General features: G+C 63.9%; 26 protein-coding genes, 1 other RNA gene and 1 pseudogene. 16 read left to right on the forward strand and 12 right to left on the reverse strand.

The window, feature by feature from the left end; genetic code table 11:
- Positions 1-47: 47 nt before the first annotated feature.
- The 5 genes and pseudogenes from CAFEA_RS02885 to CAFEA_RS02905 all read right to left on the reverse strand — a co-directional run bounded on the left by CAFEA_RS02885 (position 48) and on the right by CAFEA_RS02905 (position 3,805).
- The gene (locus CAFEA_RS02885) at positions 48-1,157 is read right to left on the reverse strand and encodes an IS30 family transposase (RefSeq protein WP_290183919.1); all 1,110 of its coding nucleotides are present in this window, start codon (positions 1,155-1,157) and stop codon (positions 48-50) included.
- A gap of 93 nt (positions 1,158-1,250) precedes the next feature.
- A pseudogene (locus CAFEA_RS11270) lies at positions 1,251-1,736 on the reverse strand (transposase); the annotation flags it as partial.
- Positions 1,737-1,762: 26 nt separating this feature from the next.
- Positions 1,763-2,455, reverse strand: coding sequence for a thiamine phosphate synthase (locus tag CAFEA_RS02895; protein ID WP_253704919.1), 693 nt, complete (start codon positions 2,453-2,455; stop codon positions 1,763-1,765).
- A 1-nt stretch (position 2,456) separates the two neighbouring features.
- On the reverse strand, positions 2,457-2,708 hold the full coding sequence (locus CAFEA_RS02900) for a DUF7218 family protein (protein ID WP_034997609.1): 252 nt from the start codon (positions 2,706-2,708) through the stop codon (positions 2,457-2,459).
- Between the two features lie 227 nt (positions 2,709-2,935).
- Positions 2,936-3,805 carry a cation diffusion facilitator family transporter gene (locus tag CAFEA_RS02905; protein ID WP_286360980.1) on the reverse strand — a complete coding sequence of 290 codons (870 nt, stop codon included), beginning with the start codon at positions 3,803-3,805 and terminating at the stop codon, positions 2,936-2,938.
- Positions 3,806-3,952: 147 nt separating this feature from the next.
- Between CAFEA_RS02905 and CAFEA_RS02910 the strand changes: the two genes are divergently transcribed.
- Positions 3,953-4,120, forward strand: coding sequence for a hypothetical protein (locus tag CAFEA_RS02910; RefSeq protein ID WP_034997626.1), 168 nt, complete (start codon positions 3,953-3,955; stop codon positions 4,118-4,120).
- Positions 4,121-4,149: 29 nt separating this feature from the next.
- Complete coding sequence (locus CAFEA_RS02915; protein ID WP_082855635.1) at positions 4,150-5,892, forward strand: BCCT family transporter; 1,743 nt, start codon at positions 4,150-4,152, stop codon at positions 5,890-5,892.
- Between the two features lie 35 nt (positions 5,893-5,927).
- On the opposite strand, the gene CAFEA_RS02920 is transcribed toward CAFEA_RS02915, so the two are convergent.
- Entirely contained in the window at positions 5,928-6,359 is a 432-nt protein-coding gene (locus tag CAFEA_RS02920) for a GNAT family N-acetyltransferase (protein WP_063937181.1), read from the reverse strand.
- Positions 6,334-7,587: a DUF418 domain-containing protein gene (locus CAFEA_RS02925; RefSeq protein ID WP_063937182.1), complete on the reverse strand. Its 1,254-nt coding sequence runs from the start codon at positions 7,585-7,587 to the stop codon at positions 6,334-6,336. The genes CAFEA_RS02920 and CAFEA_RS02925 overlap by 26 nt, the downstream gene beginning before the upstream one ends.
- Positions 7,588-7,708: 121 nt before the next feature.
- Between CAFEA_RS02925 and CAFEA_RS02930 the strand changes: the two genes are divergently transcribed.
- Complete coding sequence (locus tag CAFEA_RS02930) at positions 7,709-8,566, forward strand: chymotrypsin family serine protease (protein WP_063937183.1); 858 nt, start codon at positions 7,709-7,711, stop codon at positions 8,564-8,566.
- Between the two features lie 9 nt (positions 8,567-8,575).
- Here the strand turns inward: CAFEA_RS02930 and CAFEA_RS02935 are convergent, their stop codons facing one another.
- Complete coding sequence (locus CAFEA_RS02935; RefSeq protein WP_253704916.1) at positions 8,576-9,376, reverse strand: inositol monophosphatase family protein; 801 nt, start codon at positions 9,374-9,376, stop codon at positions 8,576-8,578.
- Between the two features lie 7 nt (positions 9,377-9,383).
- Entirely contained in the window at positions 9,384-11,183 is a 1,800-nt protein-coding gene (gene thiC / locus CAFEA_RS02940; protein WP_034997631.1) for a phosphomethylpyrimidine synthase ThiC, read from the reverse strand.
- Between the two features lie 163 nt (positions 11,184-11,346).
- On the opposite strand from thiC, the gene prfB reads away from it, so the two are divergent.
- The 6 genes from prfB to ssrA all read left to right on the forward strand — a co-directional run bounded on the left by prfB (position 11,347) and on the right by ssrA (position 15,876).
- Complete coding sequence (prfB, locus tag CAFEA_RS02945) at positions 11,347-12,447, forward strand: peptide chain release factor 2 (RefSeq protein ID WP_063937184.1); 1,101 nt, start codon at positions 11,347-11,349, stop codon at positions 12,445-12,447.
- Positions 12,448-12,631: 184 nt separating this feature from the next.
- Positions 12,632-13,324, forward strand: coding sequence for a cell division ATP-binding protein FtsE (gene ftsE, locus CAFEA_RS02950; RefSeq protein WP_063937185.1), 693 nt, complete (start codon positions 12,632-12,634; stop codon positions 13,322-13,324).
- Between the two features lie 2 nt (positions 13,325-13,326).
- Positions 13,327-14,229, forward strand: coding sequence for a permease-like cell division protein FtsX (gene ftsX / locus CAFEA_RS02955; protein ID WP_126858460.1), 903 nt, complete (start codon positions 13,327-13,329; stop codon positions 14,227-14,229).
- 16 nt (positions 14,230-14,245) lie between these two features.
- Positions 14,246-14,743: an SsrA-binding protein SmpB gene (smpB, locus tag CAFEA_RS02960; protein WP_063937186.1), complete on the forward strand. Its 498-nt coding sequence runs from the start codon at positions 14,246-14,248 to the stop codon at positions 14,741-14,743.
- A gap of 27 nt (positions 14,744-14,770) precedes the next feature.
- Positions 14,771-15,421: an SDR family oxidoreductase gene (locus tag CAFEA_RS02965; RefSeq protein ID WP_063937187.1), complete on the forward strand. Its 651-nt coding sequence runs from the start codon at positions 14,771-14,773 to the stop codon at positions 15,419-15,421.
- Positions 15,422-15,485: 64 nt separating this feature from the next.
- Positions 15,486-15,876: a transfer-messenger RNA gene (gene ssrA / locus CAFEA_RS02970) on the forward strand.
- A 48-nt stretch (positions 15,877-15,924) separates the two neighbouring features.
- Here ssrA and rhuM read toward each other — a convergent pair.
- Entirely contained in the window at positions 15,925-16,992 is a 1,068-nt protein-coding gene (gene rhuM, locus CAFEA_RS02975) for a RhuM family protein (RefSeq protein ID WP_063937196.1), read from the reverse strand.
- 107 nt (positions 16,993-17,099) lie between these two features.
- Complete coding sequence (locus CAFEA_RS02980; protein WP_063937197.1) at positions 17,100-18,167, reverse strand: LLM class flavin-dependent oxidoreductase; 1,068 nt, start codon at positions 18,165-18,167, stop codon at positions 17,100-17,102.
- Positions 18,168-18,395: 228 nt separating this feature from the next.
- Between CAFEA_RS02980 and CAFEA_RS02985 the strand changes: the two genes are divergently transcribed.
- The 7 genes from CAFEA_RS02985 to CAFEA_RS03015 all read left to right on the forward strand — a co-directional run bounded on the left by CAFEA_RS02985 (position 18,396) and on the right by CAFEA_RS03015 (position 24,413).
- Entirely contained in the window at positions 18,396-19,061 is a 666-nt protein-coding gene (locus tag CAFEA_RS02985; RefSeq protein WP_063937198.1) for a hypothetical protein, read from the forward strand.
- A 105-nt stretch (positions 19,062-19,166) separates the two neighbouring features.
- Entirely contained in the window at positions 19,167-19,724 is a 558-nt protein-coding gene (locus CAFEA_RS02990; RefSeq protein ID WP_063937199.1) for an META domain-containing protein, read from the forward strand.
- Between the two features lie 171 nt (positions 19,725-19,895).
- Positions 19,896-20,489, forward strand: coding sequence for an META domain-containing protein (locus tag CAFEA_RS02995; RefSeq protein WP_159437639.1), 594 nt, complete (start codon positions 19,896-19,898; stop codon positions 20,487-20,489).
- A gap of 161 nt (positions 20,490-20,650) precedes the next feature.
- The gene (locus tag CAFEA_RS03000) at positions 20,651-21,682 is read left to right on the forward strand and encodes a siderophore ABC transporter substrate-binding protein (protein WP_063937201.1); all 1,032 of its coding nucleotides are present in this window, start codon (positions 20,651-20,653) and stop codon (positions 21,680-21,682) included.
- A 10-nt stretch (positions 21,683-21,692) separates the two neighbouring features.
- Entirely contained in the window at positions 21,693-22,667 is a 975-nt protein-coding gene (locus CAFEA_RS03005) for an ABC transporter permease (RefSeq protein ID WP_063937202.1), read from the forward strand.
- Entirely contained in the window at positions 22,660-23,661 is a 1,002-nt protein-coding gene (locus CAFEA_RS03010) for an iron chelate uptake ABC transporter family permease subunit (RefSeq protein WP_034997661.1), read from the forward strand. Before CAFEA_RS03005 ends, CAFEA_RS03010 begins: the two co-directional genes overlap by 8 nt.
- Positions 23,658-24,413 (forward strand): iron ABC transporter ATP-binding protein, encoded by a 756-nt coding sequence (locus tag CAFEA_RS03015; RefSeq protein ID WP_034997662.1) that lies wholly within the window; start codon positions 23,658-23,660, stop codon positions 24,411-24,413. The genes CAFEA_RS03010 and CAFEA_RS03015 overlap by 4 nt, the downstream gene beginning before the upstream one ends.
- Before the next feature lie 134 nt (positions 24,414-24,547).
- Here the strand turns inward: CAFEA_RS03015 and CAFEA_RS03020 are convergent, their stop codons facing one another.
- The gene (locus CAFEA_RS03020) at positions 24,548-24,994 is read right to left on the reverse strand and encodes a hypothetical protein (protein ID WP_290183708.1); all 447 of its coding nucleotides are present in this window, start codon (positions 24,992-24,994) and stop codon (positions 24,548-24,550) included.

Below are 24,994 nucleotides of genomic sequence, written 5' to 3' on the forward strand. Positions count from 1 at the left end.
GACCCTGAGGAACAAAGCACGAGTTTGCCCTAATTTCGGCGGCGGGATCAAGCGGTTAATGCGCCACGATTGAATATTTGCTGGAGTATCTCACGTGGGGTTGCTCCGCCGAGGACTTGTCGTGGTGTGTCGTTGAGTTCGTCTTGTACCCAGGCGACGTGCTCGGGGGTTACTTCGGCGAAGTCGGTGCCCTTTTTGTAGAAGCGGCGGCGGATCTCACCGTTGGTGTTCTCGTTGGTCGGCCGCTGCCACGGCGCGTGCGGATCGCAAAAGTACACCTCGCAGCCGTCTTTGATGCGCACACGTGCGGTTTCAGCCATTTCCACGCCTTGATCCCAGGTGATGGTCTTGAGCTGTTCAGCGTTGAGGTCTTTGACCATCTGCTGGATCGTTGCAATCACCGTCATCGATGTGTGTTCGGTGGGCAGATGACCAAGCAGGGTGTAGCGGCTGGTGCGCTCCACCAGGGTAATCAGCGCGCTTTTGCCGCCGGTGCCGATAACAAGATCGCCTTCCCAGTGCCCGGGGATTGCCCGGTCGTCAGCCTCTGGGCTGCGCTTGGTGATTTCAGCACCTTTGATCCACGGCTTACCGGTGAGCACACCGGCATTACGGGGCCGAGCTTTTCGCCGCTTGCCGCCGCGGATGAGCACATCTTGGGTCTTCATCACCGCTTCAAGCTCGGCGCGCAAGCTGCCTTTGCCCTGGATGTACAAGGCACTGTAGATCGCTTCGTGGGAAATACGCATGCTTTCATCATCGGCGAAAGCATGCTGAAGCCACACACTGATGCGCCCGGGCGACCACCGGCGGGCAAGACACGTCACCACCACAGCACGAAGTGCCGGGTTGTCGTCAAGCTTGCGCACCTTCGGCCGGTGCGCACGCGCCTTGGCGCCCAGGCCGGCTTGCCGGGCGTTGTAGTACACCGTGGCCTCACCGTCTTCGCCGGGAACTTCCCACCCGTTGCGGGCGATTTCCCGGCTGATCACGCTATGGTGGCGCCCCAGAAGTGCTCCGATCTGCCTGGCTGACATTCCCTGGCTGCACCCATGTTGGATCGTCAGGCGGTCTTCATACGACAGTCGGACCCCGCGGCCGACTTTCACACGGTCCTCGGCATAGTCGGCAGGCGCGTGGCCTGCCTGTGTTTTCATTGGTGCTGGCACGGAATCAACTTTGCTGTGTGCAGGTGGTTTTACCGTGCAAGCCTCCGGCGTGTCCGCGCGCTGTGACGCATCACGGTTTCCGCCCGCCTTCTCCTGGCGTGCTTGCTGCACCCAGCGATACACCGAATTCGCAGACCGGTCGAACGCCGCCGCAACCTCGTCAACCGGCTCACCAGCCAGCACCCGTGCGACCGCGTCAGCTTTCTGCTGCGGGGTGATGCGGGGCTTTTGCTGCAGTTCGGTGAGCACACCGACTTTCGCCAACCGCTGGTACAACGCCCCTGGTGACATGCCTAACGTCGCAGCCGCATCCGGTACCGACATACCTGAAGCCACCAGCGCCACCGCCTCGTCGATGAGCTGGTCACGTGCACGTGCCAACGCCTTCTTCGGCGGGAGCACGCCTGCTTGCTTGACCCATTCATAAACCGTGGCCTCTGCCACACCGGCCTCACGAGCAATCTCGCCGACATCATCGCCTGCAACAAGCCGCGCCACAGACGCAGCCTTCACATCCTTCGGAGTCCAACGACCAGCCACAACAACCTCCAAGTCGAGGTGGCGCATTCACCCACTGACAACTCCGGCCTTACTCAGGGGTGCTTCCTCTGGGTTTGTGCGTGTGGCTGGCTCGTGGCAGCGCGGGCCTGGGCACCTCGCTCGAACTCGGCGACGACACGCTCGCAGTACGCCTTCGCGTCGTCGGCGTGCATGATGCCGCGCACGATGGCCAGCCCATCCACGCCCGCCCGAGCCAGGTCGTAGGCGTCGTCGGCGGTGACGTCGCCGATGGCCACCAGCGGCAGCTTAGAGGCGGCCACCAAATCCGGGTAGCCGTCCAGCCCGATCGGGGCGCGGCCGGAATCCTTCGTCGGGGTGGCGCGGAACGGCCCGCAGCCGATGTAGTCGATGACGCCCTTGTGCTCGTTGGCGGCCTGGACCAGCTCCAAGGTGCCGGTGGTCAGGCCGATGATCGCGTCCGGGCCAAGCAGCTCGCGTACCACCCGCACGTCCAGGTCATCCTGGCCGACGTGGACGCCGGAAATGCCTTCGTGGCGGAGGGCAGCGGCGACGTCGGCGCGGTCGTCGATAAGCACATGCGTTTGCGGGTTGACGGAGTGGACTGCTTCTGCGACGGCGCGGGAGAGCGCGTAGAGCTCGCGCGCGGAGATCGGCTTCGAACGGACCTGGATCACGCCCGCGCCGCCGGCCACGGCCTGGCGGGCGCGCTCCACGACGTCTGGGCCCTGGCCGGTGACGAAGTAACAGCGCAGGTCGAGGGGCAGCTTAGTCACGCAGCGCCTCGATCAATTCGTCTTTGGTCATCTCGGAGCGGCCCTCGATGTCGAGCTCCTGGGCGCGGGCGTACAGCTCGTCTTTGGTCCAGTCCTCGTAGGAGCCGGACTCGCCGCCGCGCTCGCCGACTGCGGAGCGGCCGTCGCGCGCCGCTGCGTTGGCGATGGCGGCCGCCTTGGACTTGGAGTTGCCCTCGCGCAGCAGGGCCTCGTAGAGCTCGGGATCCTTGATCGAATCAGCCATGGGGACAGCTTATGCGTTTTCGAGGTCCCGGTGGGGCGGGCTGCGGGCGGTGATTTGCGGATCTGCTAGTTGCTCGAAAACGGAACTAGCAGATGATGCTGTTGTTGAAACCGGGTTCCAATATCACCTGGGGAAACAAAAAGTTGGACACTTGATCTGCTAGTTGTCCAAAAACGGAACTAGCAGATCCGCGCGGGGGCTGGAGAGGCACCCGGCAGAAGGGATCCCTAGACCGTCAGCGGGCCGGTGCGGGTGGGATGCCCCAGCGGCTCCACGTGGACGATCGTCTCCGCGCCGCCGAGTGATTCGGCCACGCCGATCTCCACCTCGTCGGCGTGGTCGTGGGCGCGGTCGACCGTCCAGCCGCCGGGGACCTGCATGACCAGGTTGACCATGCGCTCGCGGCCGGCGGCGGTGGTGCGCACTGAGGTGAACTTCACGCCGTTGGCGGCGGCGTACTCATCCAGGTAGGCGTGGACGATCTGGTTTTCTTCCTTCGGCAGCGACTCTGCCAGCAGGCCCAGGATTGCGCCCTTGAGCAGCTTGTAGCCGGTGAACATGATGTTCGCGCCCACGACCAGCGCCACGATCGGGTCCAGAGGCTGCCAGCCGGTCAGCCACACCAGCGCCATGCCGACGATGACGCCGACGGTGGTCCAGACGTCGGTGAGCAAATGGTGCCCGTCGGCATCCAGGGTGGTGGAGCGGTAGTTCTTGCCCGCACGGATGAGCGCCACGCCGACGACGCCGTTGAGAATGGTGGCCACGACGGAAAATGCCAGGCCGATGCCGAGCTGCTCCACCGGCACCGGGTGTATCAACCGGTCCACGGCGGTGTAGATGATCGCTACAGACGCCAGCAGGATCAGCGAGCCCTCCACCTGGGCGGAGAAGTACTCGGCGCGGGCGTGGCCGAAGTGGTGGTTAGCGTCCGCGGGCTTGGCCGACAGCTTCAGCGCCCACAGGCCCACTGCGGCGGCGATGAGGTTGATGCCGGATTCGATGGCGTCTGAAAGAAAGCCCACAGAGCCCGTCACCCATGCGGCAGTGGCCTTCAACACAATGGTCAGTACCGCCGCGGCGATGGAAAGCCACATGAATCGCTCGAGGAGTTTTTGCTCGGTGTTTTCCACGGTTTTCATCCCTCTCACACCCGCGTTGCAGAGGCTGAGCCTAGCAAATCGGTACCGTGGTGCGAACACACCATCAAACTCTCGATAAAGCTAAAGGGAAGGTTTTTCATTATGGGACGCTGGGTCGTCGCAATCGCCGGCGCCGTCGTTGGCGCGCTGTTTTTCGGATGGCTGCTGCAGATGCTGGGGGTGACCGGGATCCTCTACACTATCGGAGTGCTGGTGGGTTCCGCGGTCACGTCCTCTCTCGCCGGCACGCTGATCAAGCCTGGCCGCTAACTCTGCCAAAAATCTAGAGAGGACCAAACATGGCGCGCACACGCCGTTTGCAATCTGATCCCCTTATTTTCTTCTCCGCGCTGGGTTTCATCCTGGTGTTCGTCGTAGCCACCCTGGCGTTCGGCGACCGGGCCCGCCAAACCTACGCGGACATCTCCGGCTGGCTGATGGACCACTTCACGTGGCTCTACGTCGGCGGCGTTTCGGCCACGCTGATCTTCCTCATCGTGGTGTTCGTCTCCCGCTACGGCAACCTTCGCCTGGGCGATGACGACGACGAGCCGGAGTATTCCTACCCCGTCTGGTTTGCCATGCTGTTTGCCGCCGGCATGGGTGCAACGCTGTTGTTCTGGGGCGCGGCCGAGCCGCTGAACCACGCCTACAACCCGCCGCGCGGGGGCTACGACTCCATGAGCCGCGAGGCGATTATCCAGGCGTTCCAGTTCACCTACTACCACTTCGGCATCCACATGTGGGTCATCTTCACGCTGCCGGGTCTGGCCGTGGGGTACTTCGTATATAAGCGGAAAATGCCCGCGCGTATGTCGTCGATGTTCTCGCCGCTGCTCGGTGGCAAGGTGTACGACACCCCGGGCAAGCTGCTCGATGCCCTAGGCATCATCGGCACCGTTTTTGGCCTCGCCGTGTCCGTGGGCCTGGGCGTGCTGCAGATTTCTGCGGGCATGAACATTCTTTGGGACGTCCCACTGGTCACCCCCGTACAAATCGGCATCATCTGCGCGATCACCCTCGCCGCCTCGATTTCGGTGGCCACCGGCCTGGACAAAGGCGTGAAGATCCTGTCCAACCTGAACATCGCCGGCACGATCCTGCTGATGATCTTCGTGCTGCTCACCGGCCCCACGCTGAAGCTGCTCGGACAGATCACCGAGTCCTTCGGCATCTATGCGCAGTCGCTGCCGGAGCTGATGTTCTGGGTGGACTCCTACAACGACAACCCGGGCTGGCACGCCACCTGGACTGCCTTCTACTGGGCGTGGACGATCTGCTGGTCGCCGTTTGTGGGCATGTTCTTCGCCCGCATCTCCCGCGGCCGCACCGTGCGCGAGTTCATCGGCGGCACCTTGCTTCTGCCCACCACCTTCGACCTGATCTGGTTTTCCATCTTCGGCCGCGCGGCCATTGACATGGAGGAAAAGGACCCGGGCGTGCTCACCACCCCGGTGGTGGAGGAGGGCGACACCCCGCAGGCGCTATTTACCCTGCTTGCGGAGTACCCGCTGTACGCCGTCACCGGCACCTTGGCACTTGTGGTGATCGTGTTCTACTTTGTCACCTCCATGGACTCCGCCGCCCTGGTGATGGACATGTTCGCCTCCGGCGAGGAGAACAAGTCGCCCACCTTCTACCGCGTGGGCTGGGTCGTGGCCGTGGGCCTAGTCACCGGCGCGCTGCTGTTTATCAACGACTCCGGCATTGAGGCCCTGCAGCAAGTGGTGATCATCATCGCGCTGCCGTTCTTCTTCATGTACTTCGTCATGATGTACTCGCTGATCAAGGCGATGAACGACGACTCCGCCGCCGCGCGCAAGACCCGCTCCCGCACCTGGGAGAAGACCGACACCGCAGAAAAGCTCGAGGAGGGCGAGAACAAGCCCGCGCCGGGCTACGACTCGGAAGGCAACGAGGTCGAGCGCCCCGAGCTCGAGTACGACGCGGAGGACGATTCCTGGAAGTTCCCGGAGGGCTTCAGGTTGGATCGCAGCGGCGAGAACGAAACGCTTGTCGACGACCGCAGGTCCGACCAGTAGCAGGTTAACCTGCAACGGCGATGCGGCTTGAGCCCCTAGCGGGCCAGCCGCATTGTTCTGTGCGGGACGCCGGTGTCGAGGGACTCGTCGCCCTCGGCAACAAGCCCGAACTGCTCGTAGTAGCCCACCAGGCCGGACTGGGCCTCCACGATGAGGTCGCCGTCGAAGCGCTCGGTGTATTCGATGCCGGTGCGCACGATCTCCGGTCCAAGGCCGGACCCGCGGAAATCAGGGTGAACCACAAACCGGCCGAAGCGCGAGCCGTTCTCGGTGGGGAAGACGCGGGCGCAGCCGGCCAACGTCTCGCCGTCGAAGGCGAGGATGTGACGAGTCTCAGGGGCGGCGTCTTGGTCGTCGATCTCGTTGAAGGGGCAGTTCTGCTCGGCCACGAAGACGTCCACGCGCAGCTTGTACAGCTGGTGGACCTGCATGGGAGTCATCTCATGCAGTGATTTGAGGCTGATCATATTTCGGCTCAATCCTTCCCGTCTTGCCGTAGGAGAGGTGGCGGTGTGCCCACTCGAACGGGCCTTGCTTGCCCGCCCGGTCCAGCACCACCGCCAGCAGCAGGGAAATCAACCACACCACAAAACCGATGATGAGCTTGCCGGTTACCGAGGCATCCAGGCCGATGCCCAAAAACGCCGGGGTGCAAATCGCGATGAAGAAGAACGACTGCGCGAGATACCCCGACATGGATCGCTTGCCCAGCGCCACGAACGCGCGCGCCCAACCCGGGACCTGGTTGTTCAGCTCGTCTGTGGCCAGCGCGAGCAGCGCCAGGATGCCCGGGCCGGTGAGGTAACCGAGTGCCTGGTTGAGCACGAACAGCGGCAGCTCCCACTCGTCCGGCAGCACGCCCGCGGCCGCCAAGCCCCAGGGCAGGCCGACGCAGAGGACGATCAGCCCGGTGATGATGCTCCAGATGATGAGGGTGCGGCGGTGCGCGTGGACGTCGGTAAGCACCTGCTCCCGCGCCCACACGTACCCGATGATGGCAAGCGATAACAGCTGCGCCGCAGCGAACGGCTGCACGGCCAGCAGCCCAAGCGCCATGTCCAGGTTGGACGAGAAATACTCCCCGAAGGTGTCGAAGGTGACGGTGGATTCGGTCTGGTTGAAGCCGCCGGAGGCGTCGAAGTAGAACGAGGCGATGCCGCCAGCGACGCCGAAGGCCGTGAACAGGCCGAGGACGGTGTAGGCGATGATGCGCAGCGTTTTCGAACTGAGCGTGAGCATCGCGGCGAGCAGTATGCCCACCAGCCCGTAGGTGAACATGATGTCGCCGTAGAACAGCAAGAACATGTGGGCCGCGCCGAACAGCGCCAGCGCGCCGTAGCGGCGGTACAGCACGCGCCGGGCCTGCTTGGCGGGGTAGTGCTTGCGGTACAAGCTGGCCGCCACCAGGCCGAAGCCGAAGCCCAGCAGCGTGGAGAACATCGGCAGGCCGCGCACGTGGATGAACATGGCGGCGAAGACGGCGCTTACCTGGTCGATCACGCTGTCCGGGCGCACACCGCCCACGGACCAGCCCACCCGGGACTGGTCCTCAGACCAATCGTTGATCACCCACGCCTGGGCGGCGTTGGCCATCGCGATGCCCAACAGGGCGGTGCCGCGCGCGAGATCCGGGACGATCAGGCGGGGGCGCTGCTGCTGGGGCTGGTGCTGTTCGGCGTTGGTGGCTTCGTGCATGGGCTCAAGGTACCGCCTCAGCCCCGCATCAGCCACGTTTGCGGTTACTGGCCCGCAAAGGAAAGGGATGTGGTTGAATGTCTCTATTGATACTCATGTTGCCAATGTGATTGGGGTTGCTATGCGTCGCTCGTCCGCCGCCCGCCTGCTTACCGCCGCGTTTCTGATTGCCACCTCGGCGGCTATCGGCAGCCCAGCGGCGCACGCCCAGCAGGCGGAGGCGCCGGTGGGCGACCTGCTCAACTACGTGTGGCGCACCGACCCGGTGTCCAAAGCCCTGGCCGGAAAGCCCATGGCGGACAAGGTCCTGCACCGCGTTCCCGGCTCCTTCTTCGACGCCCCGCGCACCCCGGCCGAGTCCGATGAGGCGATGCGACGCGGGCGCGCCCTCTACGGCCCGAGCACCCCGCTCTACGTCGGCTCCGAACCCGGCAAGGAAGTCATGTGCACCACCACGGCTGCCGGCTACAACGACCGCGGCGAGAAAATCGCCGTCACCGCCGGCCACTGCGGCAACGTCGGCGACGCCGTGCGCTCCGCGGACTCTTGGCAGCTCGGCCGCACCGGCACGATCACACACGTCAACCGCGAGCTGGACTACGCGGTGATCACCCTTGCAGACAACACCGAGGTCACCCGCTCCTACAACGGTGTCACCGTCAACCACCTGGGCGGCGCACCGGTGAAGCCGGGCGGCGTGGTGTGCAAGACCGGCGTGGCCTCCGGCACCACCTGCGGCCACACCTACACCGATTGGGAACAGCGCAACACCAACCAGGTCTGCGCCATGCAGGGCGACTCGGGCGCGCCGCTGATGGTGGGCGACCGCGTGATCGGCATGATCAACGGCGGCATCTGGGGCCCGCCGTTCAACGTGGCTTGCCGCACCCCGCTGCAGGGCCCGCTGCACGCGCCGACGGGTGCGCTGCGCATGGACGCCGTGCTCGGCGACATCCCCGGCGGGTTCCGCTTGCCGTAGCCCGGGCAGCTAGCCGCGCAGGCGCTCGGCGACCTCGTCCACGATCCGCGGGTTGCCGGCAACGCACCAGGTCACGCCACCGGCATCGACCTTCGTGCACCGGCCGCCGACGGCCTCGACCAGCGCCTTGCCCGGCAACCAATCCCAGTCCGGCACGGTGTGCTGCAGCCATGCGCCCATCTGCCCGGACGCGAGATTCGACAGGTCAACAGAACCGGCACCCATCATGCGCATCGTCGCCGCGCCGGAGACCACGCGCAGCCACGCCTCGCGCACATCGTCGTTGGCCATGAAGGTGGGGTGCAGGTAGGTCACCACCGCGCTTTCGCTTAACGACGACTCCGCCAGCCCCCGAAGCTCCACCCCGTCGCGCGTGGCCGTGCCGTCCGCCGCGATCCACGTGGTGGCCGTGGCGGGCCGGTGTACGGCGCCGATGGCGGGGGTGTGGGCGGAGTTGTCGTCTACAAGCGCGAGCGCCGAGCAGAAGTAATCCGAGCCCTGCGAGAAGTTGTAAGTTCCGTCCACCGGGTCGATCACCCACGTGCGGCCGGTGGCGGACGGGCGGGAAGCGCCCTCCTCGCCGATCACGCCGTCGTCGCCACGCAGCGCCTGAAGCACCTCGGCCACGAAGCGCTCCGCGGTGCGGTCGGCTTCCGTGACCACGTCGGAGACGGAGGTTTTCACCTCCGCGTCCAGGCCCTGGCCGCGGATGCGCAGCGCGAGCTGGCCGGCGTGACGCACGAGCGCGGCTGCGAGCTCGGCGTCGGAATCGTTGCGGTGGTCGGAAATAAACTGCTGCGTATCGGTCACGCGGCCATTATGGCGCAGTCGGGGACTCCTCGCCCTCCTTGAGGTACACGTTCGAGCCCAAGTCGCGGAATTCGCGCGCCATCTCCTGCTCGCCCTCACGCGCGTCGGAGGATGCGGCCGGGGAGTCGGCGTCGAAGTCGAACGACGGCATGCCAAGGTCCGCGATCTGGTCGCCGAACTCGTCGCGGATGTCCTGCGAGATGCGCATGGAGCAGAACTTCGGGCCGCACATCGAGCAGAAGTGCGCCGTCTTCGCGGGCTCCGCCGGCAGTGTCTCGTCGTGGTAGGACTGCGCCGTCTCCGGGTCCAAGGACAGGGCGAACTGGTCGTGCCAGCGGAACTCGAAGCGGGCCTTGCTCATCGCGTCGTCCCAGTCGCGCGCGCCCGGGTGGCCCTTGGCCACATCGGCTGCGTGGGCGGCGACCTTGTAGGTGATCACGCCAGTTTTCACGTCGTCGCGGTTGGGCAGGCCCAGGTGCTCCTTCGGGGTGACGTAGCACAGCATCGCCGTGCCGCCAGCCGCGATGTTGGCCGCACCGATGGCGGAGGTGATGTGGTCGTAGCCCGGCGCGATGTCGGTGACCAGGGGGCCGAGCGTGTAAAACGGCGCGCCGCCGCACCACTGCTCTTCTTTTTCGTTGTTGACCTGGATCATGTTCAGCGGCACGTGGCCGGGGCCTTCGATCATCACCTGCACGTCGTAGTCCCAGGCGCGCTTGCACAGCTCGCCGATGGTTTTCAGTTCCGCGAACTGGGCGGCGTCGTTGGCGTCGGCCACGGAGCCGGGGCGGAGGCCGTCGCCAAGCGAGAATGCGACGTCGTACCGAGAGAAGATCTCGCACAGCTCGTCGAAGTTTTCGTACAGGAAGGACTCCTTGTGGTGCGCCAGGCACCACCCGGCCATGATCGAGCCGCCGCGGGAGACGATGCCGGTGACGCGCTTGGAGGTCAGCGGCACGTACGGCAGGCGCACGCCGGCGTGCACGGTCATGTAGTCCACGCCCTGCTCGCACTGCTCAATCACGGTGTCGCGGAAGATCTCCCAAGTCAGGTCCTCTGCGACGCCGCCCACCTTCTCCAGCGCCTGGTAGATCGGCACGGTGCCGATCGGCACGGGGGAGTTGCGCAGGATCCACTCGCGGGTGGCGTGGATGTCGTCTCCGGTAGACAGGTCCATCACGGTGTCCGCGCCCCAGCGGGTGGCCCAGCGCAGCTTGTCCACCTCTTCGCGGATGGAGGAAGTCACCGCGGAGTTGCCGATGTTGGCGTTGATCTTGGTCAAAAACGCGTTGCCGATGATCATCGGCTCGCTTTCCGGGTGGTTGACGTTGTTCGGGATGATGGCACGCCCCGCGGCGACTTCTTCGCGCACCTTCTCCACGTCGCAGTGCTCGCGCAGTGCCACGAACTCCATCTCGCGGGTGATTTCCCCGCGGCGCGCGTACGCCATCTGGGTCACGCGTTGGCCGTCCTTGGCCCGCAGTGGCGTGCGGGATTCGCCGCGCCATTCCTCGCTGGCGGCGCCGCGTTTGACGGCCGCGCGGCCGTCGTCAAGCAAATTGCGCTCGCGGCCTGCGTATTCCTCCACATCGCCGCGGGCGGTGATCCACTCGCCGCGCAGGCTGGGCAGGCCCACCTCCGGCTCCGCGTGCGGGCCGCGGGTGCGGTAGATCTTGAACGGCTCGTTTGGCCCGGTGGGGGAATCATCCAGCTGGATCGCAGTCTCCGGAACCTCCAGCCCGTCTTTCACAATCGGGGCGTAGGAGTGCTTCGGGTGGATTTCATGGGCATAGATGTCGTGAGCCACGACCTTCTCCTTCCTTCGCTGGCGCTAACCAGACAGGTTCGAACGGTGCTCGCGCGGGCATAAGCGCGATCTCAGCCCGGTGCCCCGGGCGCCCGTGTTGGGTCGCAGGCCACTGTATCCCGTTTTGGTGGCCGCGTCAGGCGGTTCGCTAGACTTTGCCCCTATGCAGCCGGAAACTCAGACGCGGATCAAGGACTTAAGCTCCACACTTTCCACCATTGAGAAGGTGATGGACCTGGACGTCCTGCGCGAGCGCGCCCGCGAGCTGGAGGCGCAAGCCGGGGATCCGTCGCTGTGGGACGATCCAGCGCACGCGCAAAAGGTCACCACCGAGCTGTCGAATGTGCAGGCGCGCTTAAAGAAGGTCGCCTCGCTTCGCTCGCGTATCGACGACCTGCCGGTGATGTACGAACTCGCCGAAGAAGAAGGCGATACATCCATGGCCGACGAGGAGCTGGAAGACGTCGCCGCGCAGATCGATTCGCTGGAGGTGCAGACCATGCTCTCCGGCGAGTACGACGCCCGCGAAGCCGTGGTGCACATCCGCTCCGGCGCCGGCGGCGTCGACGCGGCCGACTGGGCGGAAATGCTCATGCGCATGTATGTGCGATGGGCGGAAAAGGCAGGCCACAAGGTGGACATCTACGACATCTCGTATGCGGAGGAGGCCGGCATCAAGTCCGCCACGTTCGTGGTGCACGGCGAGTACCTCTACGGCCAACTGTCGGTGGAGCAGGGCGCGCACCGGCTCGTGCGCATCTCGCCGTTTGATAACCAGGCGCGCCGCCAGACCTCGTTCGCCGAGGTGGAGGTGCTGCCGGTGGTGGAGCAGACCGACCACATCGACATCCCGGACTCCGACATCCGCGTCGATGTCTACCGCTCCTCCGGCCCCGGCGGGCAGAGCGTGAACACCACCGACTCCGCAGTGCGCATAACCCACATCCCCACCGGCATTGTGGTGACCTGCCAGAACGAGAAGTCCCAGATCCAGAACAAAGCCTCAGCGCTCAACGTCTTGCAGTCCAAGCTGTTGGAGAAGAAGCGCCAGGAGGAGAAGGCCGAGATGGATGCGCTCGGCGCCGGCGGCAACGCCAGCTGGGGCAACCAGATGCGCTCCTATGTCCTGCACCCGTACCAGATGGTCAAGGACCTGCGCACCGACTTTGAGGTCGGCGACCCGCAGAAGGTCCTCGACGGCGACATCGACGGATTCTTAGAGGCCGGCATCCGCTGGCGCATGGCGCAGCAGCAGGAGGCGTAAGGGGAGGGGCGCCCCGGCGGTGACGGATATGACATCGCCTTTTCGCGCGACCTGGGGAGAGTGACAAATACGACAAGCCGAATGTCGCATCCGGCACCGGCGAGCGCGGCCAGGTCCGCAGACCAGCCCCACCCCGCCGCCGACAACCACTACAGTCACATCGGTAACAGGTAAGGTGTGTCGCGTGATCCGATTCGACCATGTGACCAAGGCGTACCCGACGTCCACGCGCCCCGCGCTCGACAACGTCACGCTCGATATCCCCGACGGCGAGTTCGTGTTCCTCATCGGCGCGTCCGGCTCCGGCAAGTCCACCTTCCTGCAGCTGTTGATCCGGGAGGAAAACGTCTCTTCAGGCGACATCTTCTTCAACGACTTCCACGTCAACGCCCTTTCCGGCAAGCAGGTAAATAAGCTGCGCCAATCCATTGGCTACGTGTTCCAGGACTTCCGCCTGCTGCCGAACTTGAGCGTCTACGACAATGTCGCGTTCGCGCTCGAGGTCATTGGCAAGCCGAAAAACCGCATCGCCAAACTCGTCCCCGACGCGCTCGAGCTCGTCGGCCTCGGCGCCAAAGCCAACCGCATGCCGCGGGAGCTGTCCGGTGGTGAGCAGCAGCGCGTGGCTATTGCGAGAGCTTTCGTGGATAAGCCCAAGCTCATGCTTTGCGACGAACCAACGGGCAACCTCGACCCCGGCACCGCCGACGAAATCATGGCCTTGCTTGCACGCATTAACCGCATGGGCACGACTGTGGTCATGTCCACGCACAACGCGCGAGCGGTGGACGAGATGCGCAAGCGCGTGGTTGAACTGCAGCTGGGCAAGATCGTGCGCGACGAGGACAACGGCGTGTACGGAGACGTGAGGAGGTAGCCGTGAACTGGGAGTTTGTTTTCCGTGAGGGTGTCAAAGGCCTGGGCCGCAACCTCACCATGACCATCGCGCTGATCATCACCACTGCGCTGTCGCTGGTGCTGGTGGGCACCGGCGTGCTCATTTCCAAGGCCACTACGCAGACGAAAGACCTGTACCTGGACCGCGTAGAGGTGATGGTGGAGTTGGATGAGGATATCTCCGCCAGCGACCAGGACTGCTCCTCGGACCGCTGCAAGCAGGTTCGCGACACCTTGCAGGCGGACGACCGCGTCGAGCAGGTGACTTTCCGCTCCCGCGAGCAGTCCTACGAGCGCTTCAAGGAACTGTTCCAGGAATCCGAGCCGGAGCTGGTGCGCGAGACCGCCCCCGACGCCCTGCCGGCGGCGCTGCACGTGCGCCTGGCGGATCCGACGGACACCTCGCCGCTGGACAAGATCCGCGACATGGAGCAGGTGGAGGTCATCTCCGACCAGGCGGACACGGTGCGCTCCGCCGCCGGGACGCTGAACACGTTCCGCAACGTGGCCTTCGCCGTCGCCGCGGCGCAGGCGCTGGCCGCGGTGTTCCTCATCTCCAACATGGTGCAGCTGGCCGCCTTTAACCGCCGCGAGCAGATCGGCATCATGCGCATGGTGGGTGCCTCGCGCTGGTTCACCCAGGCGCCGTTCGTGCTGGAGGCGGTACTGTCCGTGCTGATCGGCGCGGTGCTGGCCACCGTCGGTGTGTGGGCCGGCAAGCAGCTCATCGTGGACCCGTTGCTGGGGGACCTCTACGCCAACCAGCTCATCGCGCGCGTGTCGGACAGCACCGTGTGGGCGGTCATGCCGCTGGTGGGCCTGGTCGCCATGGTGCTCGGCGGGCTGGCCGCACAGGTGGCGCTTCGCTCTTACGTGCGCAAGTAGTACACTTGGCGCTCTTATGTCCAAGAAGAACAAGAAGCAGAAGCTTTCCAACACCGGTGTGCTAGCCACCAACCGGAAAGCTCGCCATGACTACCACATCTTGGACACCTGGGAGTGCGGGCTGGTGCTGCAGGGCACCGAGATCAAAGCACTGCGCGAAGGCAAGGTCTCGCTGGTGGAGGCGTTTGCCACCATCGACAACGGCGAGGTCTGGCTGCGTAACATGCACATCCCGGAGTACTCCCGCGGCCACTGGACCAACCATCCGCCGCGCCGCACCCGTAAGCTGCTTTTGCACCGCCGGGAGATCGACTCGCTGGAGGGCAAGGTCCGCGACGGCAACCGCACCCTGATCCCGCTGTCGCTCTACCTCAAGGACGGCCGCGCGAAGGTCGAGCTGGGACTTGCGCAGGGTAAGCAGGACTACGACAAACGCCGCGACATCAAGCGCCGCACTGAGGACCGCGAGATCACCCGCGACCTGGGCCGCAAGCTCAAGGGCATCAAAGCTTAAACTTCGCATTCGCTACGGTGGGTGCCTATGAAGAAGGCACTGATTACTGGAGCATCCCGCGGCATCGGCCGCGCCATCGCCGAGGACCTGGGCAAGGACCACCACATTTACGCCGGCGCGTCGAAGGACGCCTCCGACATCGTTTCCTCCCTGCCCAGCGCAGAGCCCTTCGAGGCGGACCTCACCGACACCGACGCCGTCCTGGAAGCGGCCTCCAACATCGAGGAGCTGGACGTCCTCGTCCTTGCTGCCGGTGTGATGGACGGTGGCCCTCTGGAAGAGCTCACCGACGACACGTGGCGCGAAATGATGGAGGTCAACCTCTTCGCCCCCGTCACGCTCACCCGTGCGTTGCTTCCTGCCTTGCGACGTTCCTCCGGCCTCATCATCACCATCAACTCCGGCGCCGGATTCCACGGCATGGCTGAAAACTCCGCCTACTGCGCGTCCAAGTTCGCCCTGCGCGGCTTCACCGAGTCCCTGGCGCAGGAGGAAGCAGGCAAGGTGCGCGTGACCTCCCTGCACCCGGGCCGCACCGACACCGACATGCTCGCCGGCGACAACGGCAGGCCGAAGATGGCGGCCGACGAGGTTGCCAAGGCGGCCCGCCTCGCCGTGGATGCCGGCCCGGACGCAGTGGTGGAGTTCCTCCGGGTGCGTCCGGCGTTGACGTCGTAAAGCCTCTTGCGCTTCTCGGGCGCCTGCGGTAAAGTTCCATCTCCTACGTTTCTTCGTAGTTGAAGGGGTCGATTCTGGTTTCGACTTCATCTACTTAGCCAGGGGAAGCGTGCCGGTGCAGGCAGGAGACCACCGTAAGCGTCGCTGTAACTAATAAACGCAGAGAAGAACTCTCAGCGTGACTACGCCCTCGCTGCCTAAATAAAAGGTTCAGCGACCTGCGTGTCCGTCAGGCCGGGGATGTCCCCGACCCGGTACCTGGCGTCGACTTAGGGGACTTGCCTTCCGGCTCTGTCAGTGGGGCCTTGGAAGGGACACCTTTCACTGACTGGGCCCGTCATCCGGACATGTTCGCCTGATCCGGAGGGTCGATGAGAGGCACTGCGCGAACTGCGCACGGAGAAGCCCTGGCGCGGTGATGAAGGACCCGGGTTCAATTCCCGGCGGCTCCACCGAAAGCGGACGTTTTACAAGGTAGAACGTCCGCTTTTCCGTTTCGTGGCTCAGTCAGACTTTCTGCGGGGCTGGAGACGTTTTCTTTGGGAGATCAGTTTCCGATCCGCTTCTTGAAGTGCCTCGACGAGGCTGCGGTCTGCTTCGCGGACCTCGATTTCTTTGCGCCCCTGGTCATAGAGACCGTAGCGGTCCTCGGCGAGCTTGTCCGCGTCCTTTCGTGCAATGCGGCCGTGGTCGTTTAGCGGTTCGTAGTCGTTGAACTCGATGAACTGGTCTGCTTTGGTCAGCCAGTCCGACATGTGGACGACCTTGCGGCGTTCGGCTTGGTCTTGGGCATAGTTCAGGAAGCCAGACACGAGGAAATTCAGCCTCTGCAGTTCATCATCCGTGAGGTAGTTCTTCGCAGTGGTCACGTCACCTTTGCGGACCACTTCGCCCTTCCAGTTGGTCAGACCGAGATTGTCAGCAGACGGATCGCAGCGCGTGGCGATGATTTCGGCTGCCGTGTTGCCTGTGATGGCGTAGTGCAGCTTGTCCTGGATCTTCGCGAAAAGGCGGTGAGTGGTCTTGCTGCTGGCGTCGTAGTCATCGGCCAGGGCAATGATGTTGCGCAGCTCCAAGTAGAGTCGCGCCTCGCTGGAGCGGATATCCCGGATGCGTGCGAGGAGCTCGTCAAAGTAATCCGTGCCGAGGGGGTCTTTCAGCTTCTCGTCGTTTAGGGCGAAGCCTTTAACAAGATATTCCTTGAGGACGGTAGTTGCCCAAGCGCGGAACTGGTTGCCGCGTGGGCCACGTACGCGGAATCCGACGGCCATGATGGTGTCGAGATTGTAATGCTCTAGGGTGCGTCCATACCCTGCGTGACCTGGCTCCTTTCGGAATTTCCGAACAACCTCATCACGATTAAGTTCACCAGTGTTGAAGATAGATTTAAGGTGCTCACTAACACCGGAACGGCTGATGTCGAAAAGCTCTGACATTTCGGCCTGGGTCATCCAAACTGAGCCATCAATGAGGCGTAATTGGACCTCGGTCCGTCCGTCCTCCGTGTTGTAGATGACGAACTCGCCGGTGGAGTCGGTGTGCGTCGTGAGGGGTGCGCTTGGATCCTGCATTACGGTTTGGGTCCTTGGAGGAGAGCTTTCGGCGGTCGGGGGCGTCGGAAGATCTAGGGATCGTCCTTACGGGCCGTCATGGTAGTCATGCCGCCGAGGCCCGAGACTTAGTCGATCGGGTAGCCGGTGACAGGGCCCTCGGTGTTGGGCTGCCAGCCTAGCGCGGGGGCGACGTGGGTGGCGAAGTTCTCCAGGATCTTTACGTTGACGTCCACGCCCATGCCTGTGGGAATGGTGATCAGCAGCGTGTCGGCGGCCATGACAGCCGGGTCGGCCTTGAGCTGCTCGATGAGCTTGTCCGGCTCGGCGGCGTAGGTGCGGCCGAAGGTGGAAGCACCCACGTCCGGCAGCATCCCAACTTGGTCGGAGCCGGAGGCCTGCATGCCGAAGCGCTGCATGTCTGCGCCGTCGACGATGGGGAAGATGGAGCGGGACACCGACACGCGAGGCGTCCAATCGTGACCCGCTTCCTTCCAGGCTGCGCGGTAGCGGGCGATCTGGTCCGCCTGGATCTCGCTCAAGGTCTCCGCGGTGGTCTCGGAAACCAGGGTGGAAGACATCAGGTTGAGCCCGTCCTTGGCGGTCTGCTCCGCCGAAGCGTGGGTGCCCGAGCCGTAGAAGATGTGCTTCCGCAGCTCAGGTGCCATGGGGAAGACCGGCAGGGCGGATCCGGGCTGGAACATGTTGGGGTACTGGCGGTCCAAGGGCGCGGCGGTGGCGAAGCCGTTGCCGTCCACCGCGGCCATGAAGGTCTCCAGGTGGGCGCGCGCCACGTCCGCGCCGTTGGGGGCTTCGCCCTTGTAGCCGAAGGCCTCCCAGCCGCGTTCCGCTACCTCGGGGGCGCCGCGCGAGACACCCAGGGCTACGCGCCCGCCGGAAAGTTGGTACAGGGAGGCGGCCTCTTCGGCGAGGTAGAGCGGGTTTTCGTATCGCATGTCGATCACGCCGGTGCCCACCTCGATGTGCTTGGTGGTGGCGGCGACCGCGCCAAGCAGCGGCATCGGGGCGGATGCCTGCGGCACGAAGTGGTGGACGCGGAAGGACGCGTTGTTCACGCCGATCTCGTCGGCGGCCTGGGCGATCTCCAGGTGGATCTTTGCGATCTTCTCCGCGGACGGGTCGCGCTGGCCGCCGAAGGCGTAGTGCCCGAAGCTTAGGAAACCGAATGCCTTCATTGCGCAACACTCCTTTTTGGTGACGTGTCAACGAGTAGGGTGGTACTTCGCCCGCAGATTGACACGGGCCGCGTCGGGCAGCGCGACAGACCCGGAGCAAGAGCCCTAGAGCAAGGCCCAAATTAGCGCATACTCAGGAGGGCTTGCTCAGGGTTTGCGGGGCGGTCGCAGGGATTTTTACGCCTCCTCAAAACAGCGCCGAAGCATCGGGCTTTAATCTCCTGTGGCATGAACCGCAACGCCATCGCAGCACTCGCCGCTACGACTTTCTTGGTCGTCGGCTGCAGTGGCGCGCCCGAGGTGCAGCACGTGACGGTGACCGAAACCGTGGAGGCGCCGGAAGCGAAAGCGCCGGAGCTTGAGGAGCCAGCGCAACAGACTGACGCTGCTGCGGCGGGGGAGGCGGAGCACGTCGAGAAGCAGGGCGAAATCCCCGGCGCCCCGCTGGCGTACCCGGGTGCCGGCGGCCCCGTCCCGGACAACGCGCGGCCGATCAGAACGCTCAAGAACATCGGCGATAGTCCCGTGCAAAACGCGCTGTTTGTCACCCCGTCCGGCAACATCGGCTGCATGATGAATCTGGCGGATAAGCCGATGTTCGACTGCGGCGTGAAGTCCTTTATGGAAAGCGAACAATTTGGCATCGGTGAGCTGGGTACGCCGAGGTGGATGATGGAAATTCTCGGCGGATACCCGCGCGAGCAAACTGAGCCGCCGCTTTATGACGACTCCGTCTGGCCCCCGGGCAGCGAATCCGCCGAAGTTGTGCAGTACGGCGAAGTGGTCAACCACGGTCCCTTCGTGTGCGCGGTGGAAGAAACTGGCGTGACCTGTTGGGACTCTGAAAGCGGCAAGGGGGCGTGGCTGGAGCGCGACGAGGTGGTGTTCTTCTAGGCCGCCCTAGCACTCGCTGGCCGTTGGGTTAAAGGAGTGTCCAGGTTGCTTAAAAGCTTCGTAGGGGCCCTTTTGTGCTGCTAAAAGCCAGGTAGGTTGGCGCTCATGACCTCAAAGACTGCAAAGACGTTGTCCGCAGCAACCGCTCTCGCCGCCCTCGCCGGCGGCTTTATTGGCGCAGGCACCGCCAACGCGCAGATGTCTTCCAACGGTCCCGCCGACATTGAGGGCTGGACGCAGATGGGTTGGTCTGCGTTTAGCGACTCCGTGATTAACAAGGGTGGGTCCCACATGCTGCTGAAGAACCTGCCGGAAGGCGCGAAGCCACTGTCCGCCGAGAAGGCGAAGGCTGCCCTGGAGGGGCCACTGCCAGTCAAGGGTGACGCGTCCATGACGGTCACCTTCGGCCCGGACGGCAAGCTGTCCTTCTTCGACGGCTGCAACGCCGGTAGCGCCGGGTACTCCATCGACGGCGCCGGGGGCGTGAAGGTTGGTGCCATCGCTCAGACGCAGCGCCTGTGCGACCCGACCAACATGAACAAGGCGGACGAGCTGAAGTCCATTCTGCGTTCGAACCCGTCGGTGTACCGCTTCGACAACGAGACGATCGCTCTGGCGGCCCAGGGCAAGGCCATCGAATTCTCAAAGGCGGCTGCGAACTAATCCACGCCACTTGCATCTCCCGCTGCCCACCTCTGGGCAGCGGGTTTTTGGTTTTTGCAGAGCGCTAGTGCGTATGGCGAAGCTATGAGCTGCGTCAACACAAGTGTGCAGTTGCATTGAAGTTCCCTTGAGCCCCTTGTTCGCCTGAAATCACTCGGTAGCGTGATGGCCATGGTTACTTCGACCAAGACCCTAAGGAAGTTGTCCACAACGACCGCAGTCGTCGCCCTCACGGGTGGCCTGCTCGGCGTCGGAACTGCCGACGCCCAGGAGCGCCCAGAAGCCTCCAGCATCGACCAATTCGTGCAGATGAGCTCGAACCTGTTCGGTGGCCTCGGCGGCACACCCGCACCGGCCCCAGCGCCGGAGAACCCAGCTGGCTCCGAGCTGATCCAGCAGCTCCCAGAAGGTGCAGACCAGCTCAAGGACGAGCGCCTCACCGCTGCCCTGGACACCACGCTGCAGGCGAAGAAGAACAACACCATCACCCTGGACTTCCGGGAAAATGGTGTGCTCCACTTGAACGACGGCTGCAACTCCGGCACCGCTAAGTACCAGATCGACAACACCGGCGCGCTGCACCTCAGCGACTTCACCGAGACCAAGATGGCGTGTGAGCCGGGCGCACAGAAAGACGCCGACGACCTGAAGATGGTCCTCCAGTCCAACCCGCAGCTGTTCCAGATCGACGCGTCAACCCTGTTCCTCGCGGGCCAGGGCCACGGCTTTGAGCTTCAAAAGATGCACGGCCGCGACTATCAGTAATTGTTGTTCGAGCGACGCGAAAGCCCCAGGCCGCAACGGTGATCTGGGGCTTCGCGCTGCGTTTGGGGGAGGCTCTGTGGGGGCGAGTTTGGTACTAAAGTTTGGTTAGCCTAATGTGGGTCAGGTAACCCTTACCTTATGGACCGAAAGGAAGGACGACCGTGACCCGTTTCGCCCGTACCCCTCTCATCGCTCTCGTCGCGGCCGGCGCCCTCGCGCTGGGTGCATGCTCCACCAGCGAGTCTGGCACGGATGCCGCCGCTGGATCGGAATCGGTGGCGACCGAAGGAGCGTCGGCAAGCAATGATGCTTCCGAAGGCACCGTGACCGTCACCGACAACTACGGCGAGAAGACCGTGCCCATCCCGCCGAAGCGGGTGGTCGCTCTGGATAACCGCTCCTTCGAGCTTCTGGATTCCTGGGGCATCAAGCCCGTCGCCGCGCCGCGCGACATCGTGCCGAATTCCATCCCGGGTATCGCGGACGACGAGGACATCGTGAACATCGGCAACCACCGCGAGCCGAACCTGGAAACCATCGTCGCCGCCGACCCGGACGTGATCATCTCCGGCCAGCGCTTTGAAACGTTCGACGACGAACTGCAGAAGCTGGTCCCGGACGCCATGTTGCTGGACTTCGAGCCGCGCGATGGGGAGCCGATTGACCGCGAGATCATCCGCCAGACCCTGGAACTGGGCGATGTCTTTGGTAAGCAAGCTGAGGCTGAGCAGGCAGTTCAGGAATTCACCGAGGCTGTCCAGCGCGCCCGCAACGCCTACGACCCGGAGCAGAAGGTCATGGCACTGAACGTCTCCGGCGGCGAGATCGGCTACGTCGCCCCGGGTGTGGGCCGCGTGTGGGGCCCGCTGTTCGACCTGATTGGTTTCACCCCGGCGCTCGAGGTGGAGAACGCCTCCGACGACCACCAGGGCGACGACATCTCCGTCGAAGCCATCGCCAGCGCCAACCCGGACTGGCTGCTCGTGCTTGACCGCGACGCGGGCGTGAAGTCCATCACCGACTCCCCGGAGGCGCTGTCCGTGATCAATGACTCCGCGCCGCTGAAGAACGTCACCGCAGTGAAGGACGGCCACGTCTACGTCGCCCCGGCGGACACCTACACCAACGAGTCCATCTACACCTACACCGAGATCCTCAACCAGATCTCCGAGCAGCTCGAGGCCGCCAAGTAGTCTGTCTTCGATGACTGATACAACGACCACCACCCGCCCCAAGCTTCTGGACTGGAAGCTCGGGGCGGGTGTCGTCCTTGTTTTAGCCCTCCTTGCCGCGTCGCTGATGGTGGGGCAGTACGACATCCTGGGCACCGAGGACGGCTGGGAAATGTTCCGCGCCACCCGCGTGCCGCGCACGATCGCGCTGGTGCTCGCCGGTGCGGCGATGGCGATGAGCGGGCTGATCATGCAGATGCTCACCCAGAACCGCTTCGTCGAACCCACCACCACTGGCACCACCGAGTGGGCCGGGCTGGGTCTGCTCGCGTCGTTTCTGCTGTTCCCGGACGGCTCCGTGATGACGCGCATGCTCCTCGCTGTGGGCGCTGCCTTCGTCGGCACCATGGTGTTCTTCGCGTTCCTGCGGCGCGTGACGTTGCGCTCCAGCCTGGTGGTGCCCATCGTGGGCATCATGCTCGGCGCGGTGGTCAGTGCGGTGTCCACCTTCATCGCGCTGCAGACTGACCTGTTGCAGTCGCTCGGGGTCTGGTTTGCCGGCTCGTTCACCAGCGTGATCGCCGGACAGTACGAGATCCTCTGGGTCGTGCTGCTCGTGGTCATCGCCGTGTTCTTCTACGCCGACCGCCTCACCGCCGCTGGTTTGGGTGAGGACATCGCCACCAACATCGGCCTGAACTACAACCGCATCGTGCTCGTGGGCACCAGCCTCGTCGCGGTGGCCACCGGTGTGGTCACGGTTGTCGTGGGCAACCTCCCATTCCTTGGGCTCATCGTCCCCAACATCGTGAGCATGCTGCGTGGCGACGACCTCCGGTCCAACCTGCCCTGGGTCTGCCTCACCGGCATCGGGGTGGTGACGCTGTGCGACCTGCTCGGACGCATCGTCATCGCGCCGTTCGAGATGCCGGTGTCCGTGATCCTCGGCGTGGTTGGCGCCGCCGTGTTCATCGCGTTGATTGTGAGGCGGGGTAAGAATGCGTGAGGTCGGGGCGTTCCAGACGTCGCAAAGCAAGAGGCGCTACTGGCTAGTCGTAGGCGCGCTGGTGGTGGCCGCGCTGCTGTTCACCGCGGGCCTTTTGTCCTGGGGAAACCCCATGGAGTTTGGCACCCGCGGCTACTGGCTGATCGCGCAGCGCCGCCTGAACTCCGTCATTGCCATGGCGGTGGTGGCGCTCTGCCAGGCCGTGGCCACAGTGGCGTTTCAAACGGTGACGAACAACCGCATCATCACCCCGTCCATCATGGGGTTCGAGTCGCTGTACGTGGCCATTCACACCTCAACCGTGTACTTCCTCGGCGCAGCCGGGCTGAATAACGCCCGCACGCTGGAGATGTTTGTCGTGCAGCTGGTCTTGATGGTGGGGCTGAGCCTGATCCTCTACACGTGGCTGCTCGCCGGCGATAACCCGAACATGCACGCCATGCTGCTCGTCGGCATCGTGCTCGGAGGGGGACTGGGCAGCGTATCGACGTTCATGCAGCGCCTGCTCACACCCAGCGAGTTCGACGTGCTCACCGCCCGGCTGTTCGGCTCGGTGAACAACGCGGACCCGGCTTACTACCCGCTGGCCGTGCCGCTAGTGCTGGTGGCGGCCGGGTTGATGGTGTTGAACTCGCGCCGGCTCAACGTGCTCGGCCTCGGCCGCGACGTGGCGGTGAACTTGGGCGTGAACCACAAAAAGCACGCGGTGTTCACGCTGGTCCTGGTCTCGGTGCTGATGGCGGTCTCTACCGCGCTGGTCGGGCCGATGACTTTCCTCGGGTTCCTGGTGGCCACGCTTGCGTACCAGTTCGCGGACACCTACGACCACCGATACGTGTTCCCCATGGCGGCGCTGCTCGGCTACTGCATTCTGGCGGGCGCGTACTTCGTCATGAACCACATCTTCTACGCCCAGGGCGTCGTCTCCATCATCATCGAGCTGGTCGGCGGCCTGACGTTCCTCATCGTTGTCCTACGGAAGGGGAGACTGTGATCGAGCTCAACGAGGTGAGCAAGGCCTACGGCGACGACACCGCCATCGGGCCGGTCTCACTGCAAATCCCGGCAGGCGGCATCACCGCGTTGGTGGGGCCGAACGGCGCCGGCAAGTCGACGCTTCTGACCATGATCGGCCGACTTTTGGCGCTGGATTCCGGCTCCGTGCACATCGGACAGATGGACGTGTCCTCTTCGAACCCGAAGGACCTGGCCAAAGTGGTCTCGATCCTGCGGCAGGAGAACCACTTTGTCACCCGCCTGACAGTGCGGCAGCTCGTCGGCTTCGGCCGCTTCCCATACTCGGGCGGGCGCCTGACCGAGGCGGATGAGGAGATCATTTCCCGCTACATCGACTTCTTCGGGCTGCGCGAACTCGAGCACCGCTACCTGGACCAGCTTTCCGGTGGTCAGCGTCAGCGCGCATACGTCGCCATGGTGCTTTGCCAGGAGACGGACTACGTGCTTCTCGACGAGCCCCTGAACAACCTGGACATCTCCCACTCCGTGGAAATGATGCAGCACCTGCACTCCGCCGCCCGCGAGTTCGGCCGCACCATCGTGATCGTGCTGCACGACATCAACTTCGCGGCCCGCTACGCGGACTACATCTGCGCAGCGAAAGACGGGCAGGTCTTCGCCTTCGGCACAGTGGAGGAAATCATGCGCGACGATTTGCTCACCGAAATTTTCAATACCCCGGTGCAGGTGATTGATGGTCCGCATGGGCCAATCGCCGCGTACCACTAAAACACCGGTTGCGCTGCTGATTTGTGTGCTTTTTAGCTTCGTGGTTATATATCCATCCGTTGCTTCCGAGCGGTTCGGCCGGTTGGGAGGGACGAGTTAATTTGAATAGGGGTTACGTTCTGGTTAACCGGGGTTTAACGTGAGTTTGACTTGTGGTTGGTTGGTTGTGTAGCTTCTGACGAAGCCGCTTTTTCCGGCTGGGGCCGTGTTTGGTTCTGGTTGGTGGGTGTGCTGGTGTTGTTTGAGAACTCGATAGTGTGCCAATGTACTTTTGTTGCGTGGGTGTGTTTGCCTGCCTTTTTGTGCACTGTGTGGTGGACGCCTTTTTGGGTGTGTGCCGGTGGTGGCGTGGTTGAATTCCAATGATGGATCGCGTCATCTTTTGGTTCATGGTGTGCGTGGGGTGTGGTTGAACATGTTTCACGTATTTTGATCGGCCCTGTTTTGCCCCGTCGGGTTGGGGTCGGTTGTTGAACCTTGTAATTTTTGGATTTTTGCCAGTCCGGCGCCTGTTTGGGTGTTGGTTGGTTTGTTTTTGGTTGGGTATTGGGCTTTTCACGGCCTGTTTCTTTCTGAAACAT

Source organism: Corynebacterium afermentans subsp. afermentans (genome assembly GCF_030408355.1).
GTDB classification, from domain to species: Bacteria; Actinomycetota; Actinomycetes; order Mycobacteriales; family Mycobacteriaceae; genus Corynebacterium; species Corynebacterium afermentans.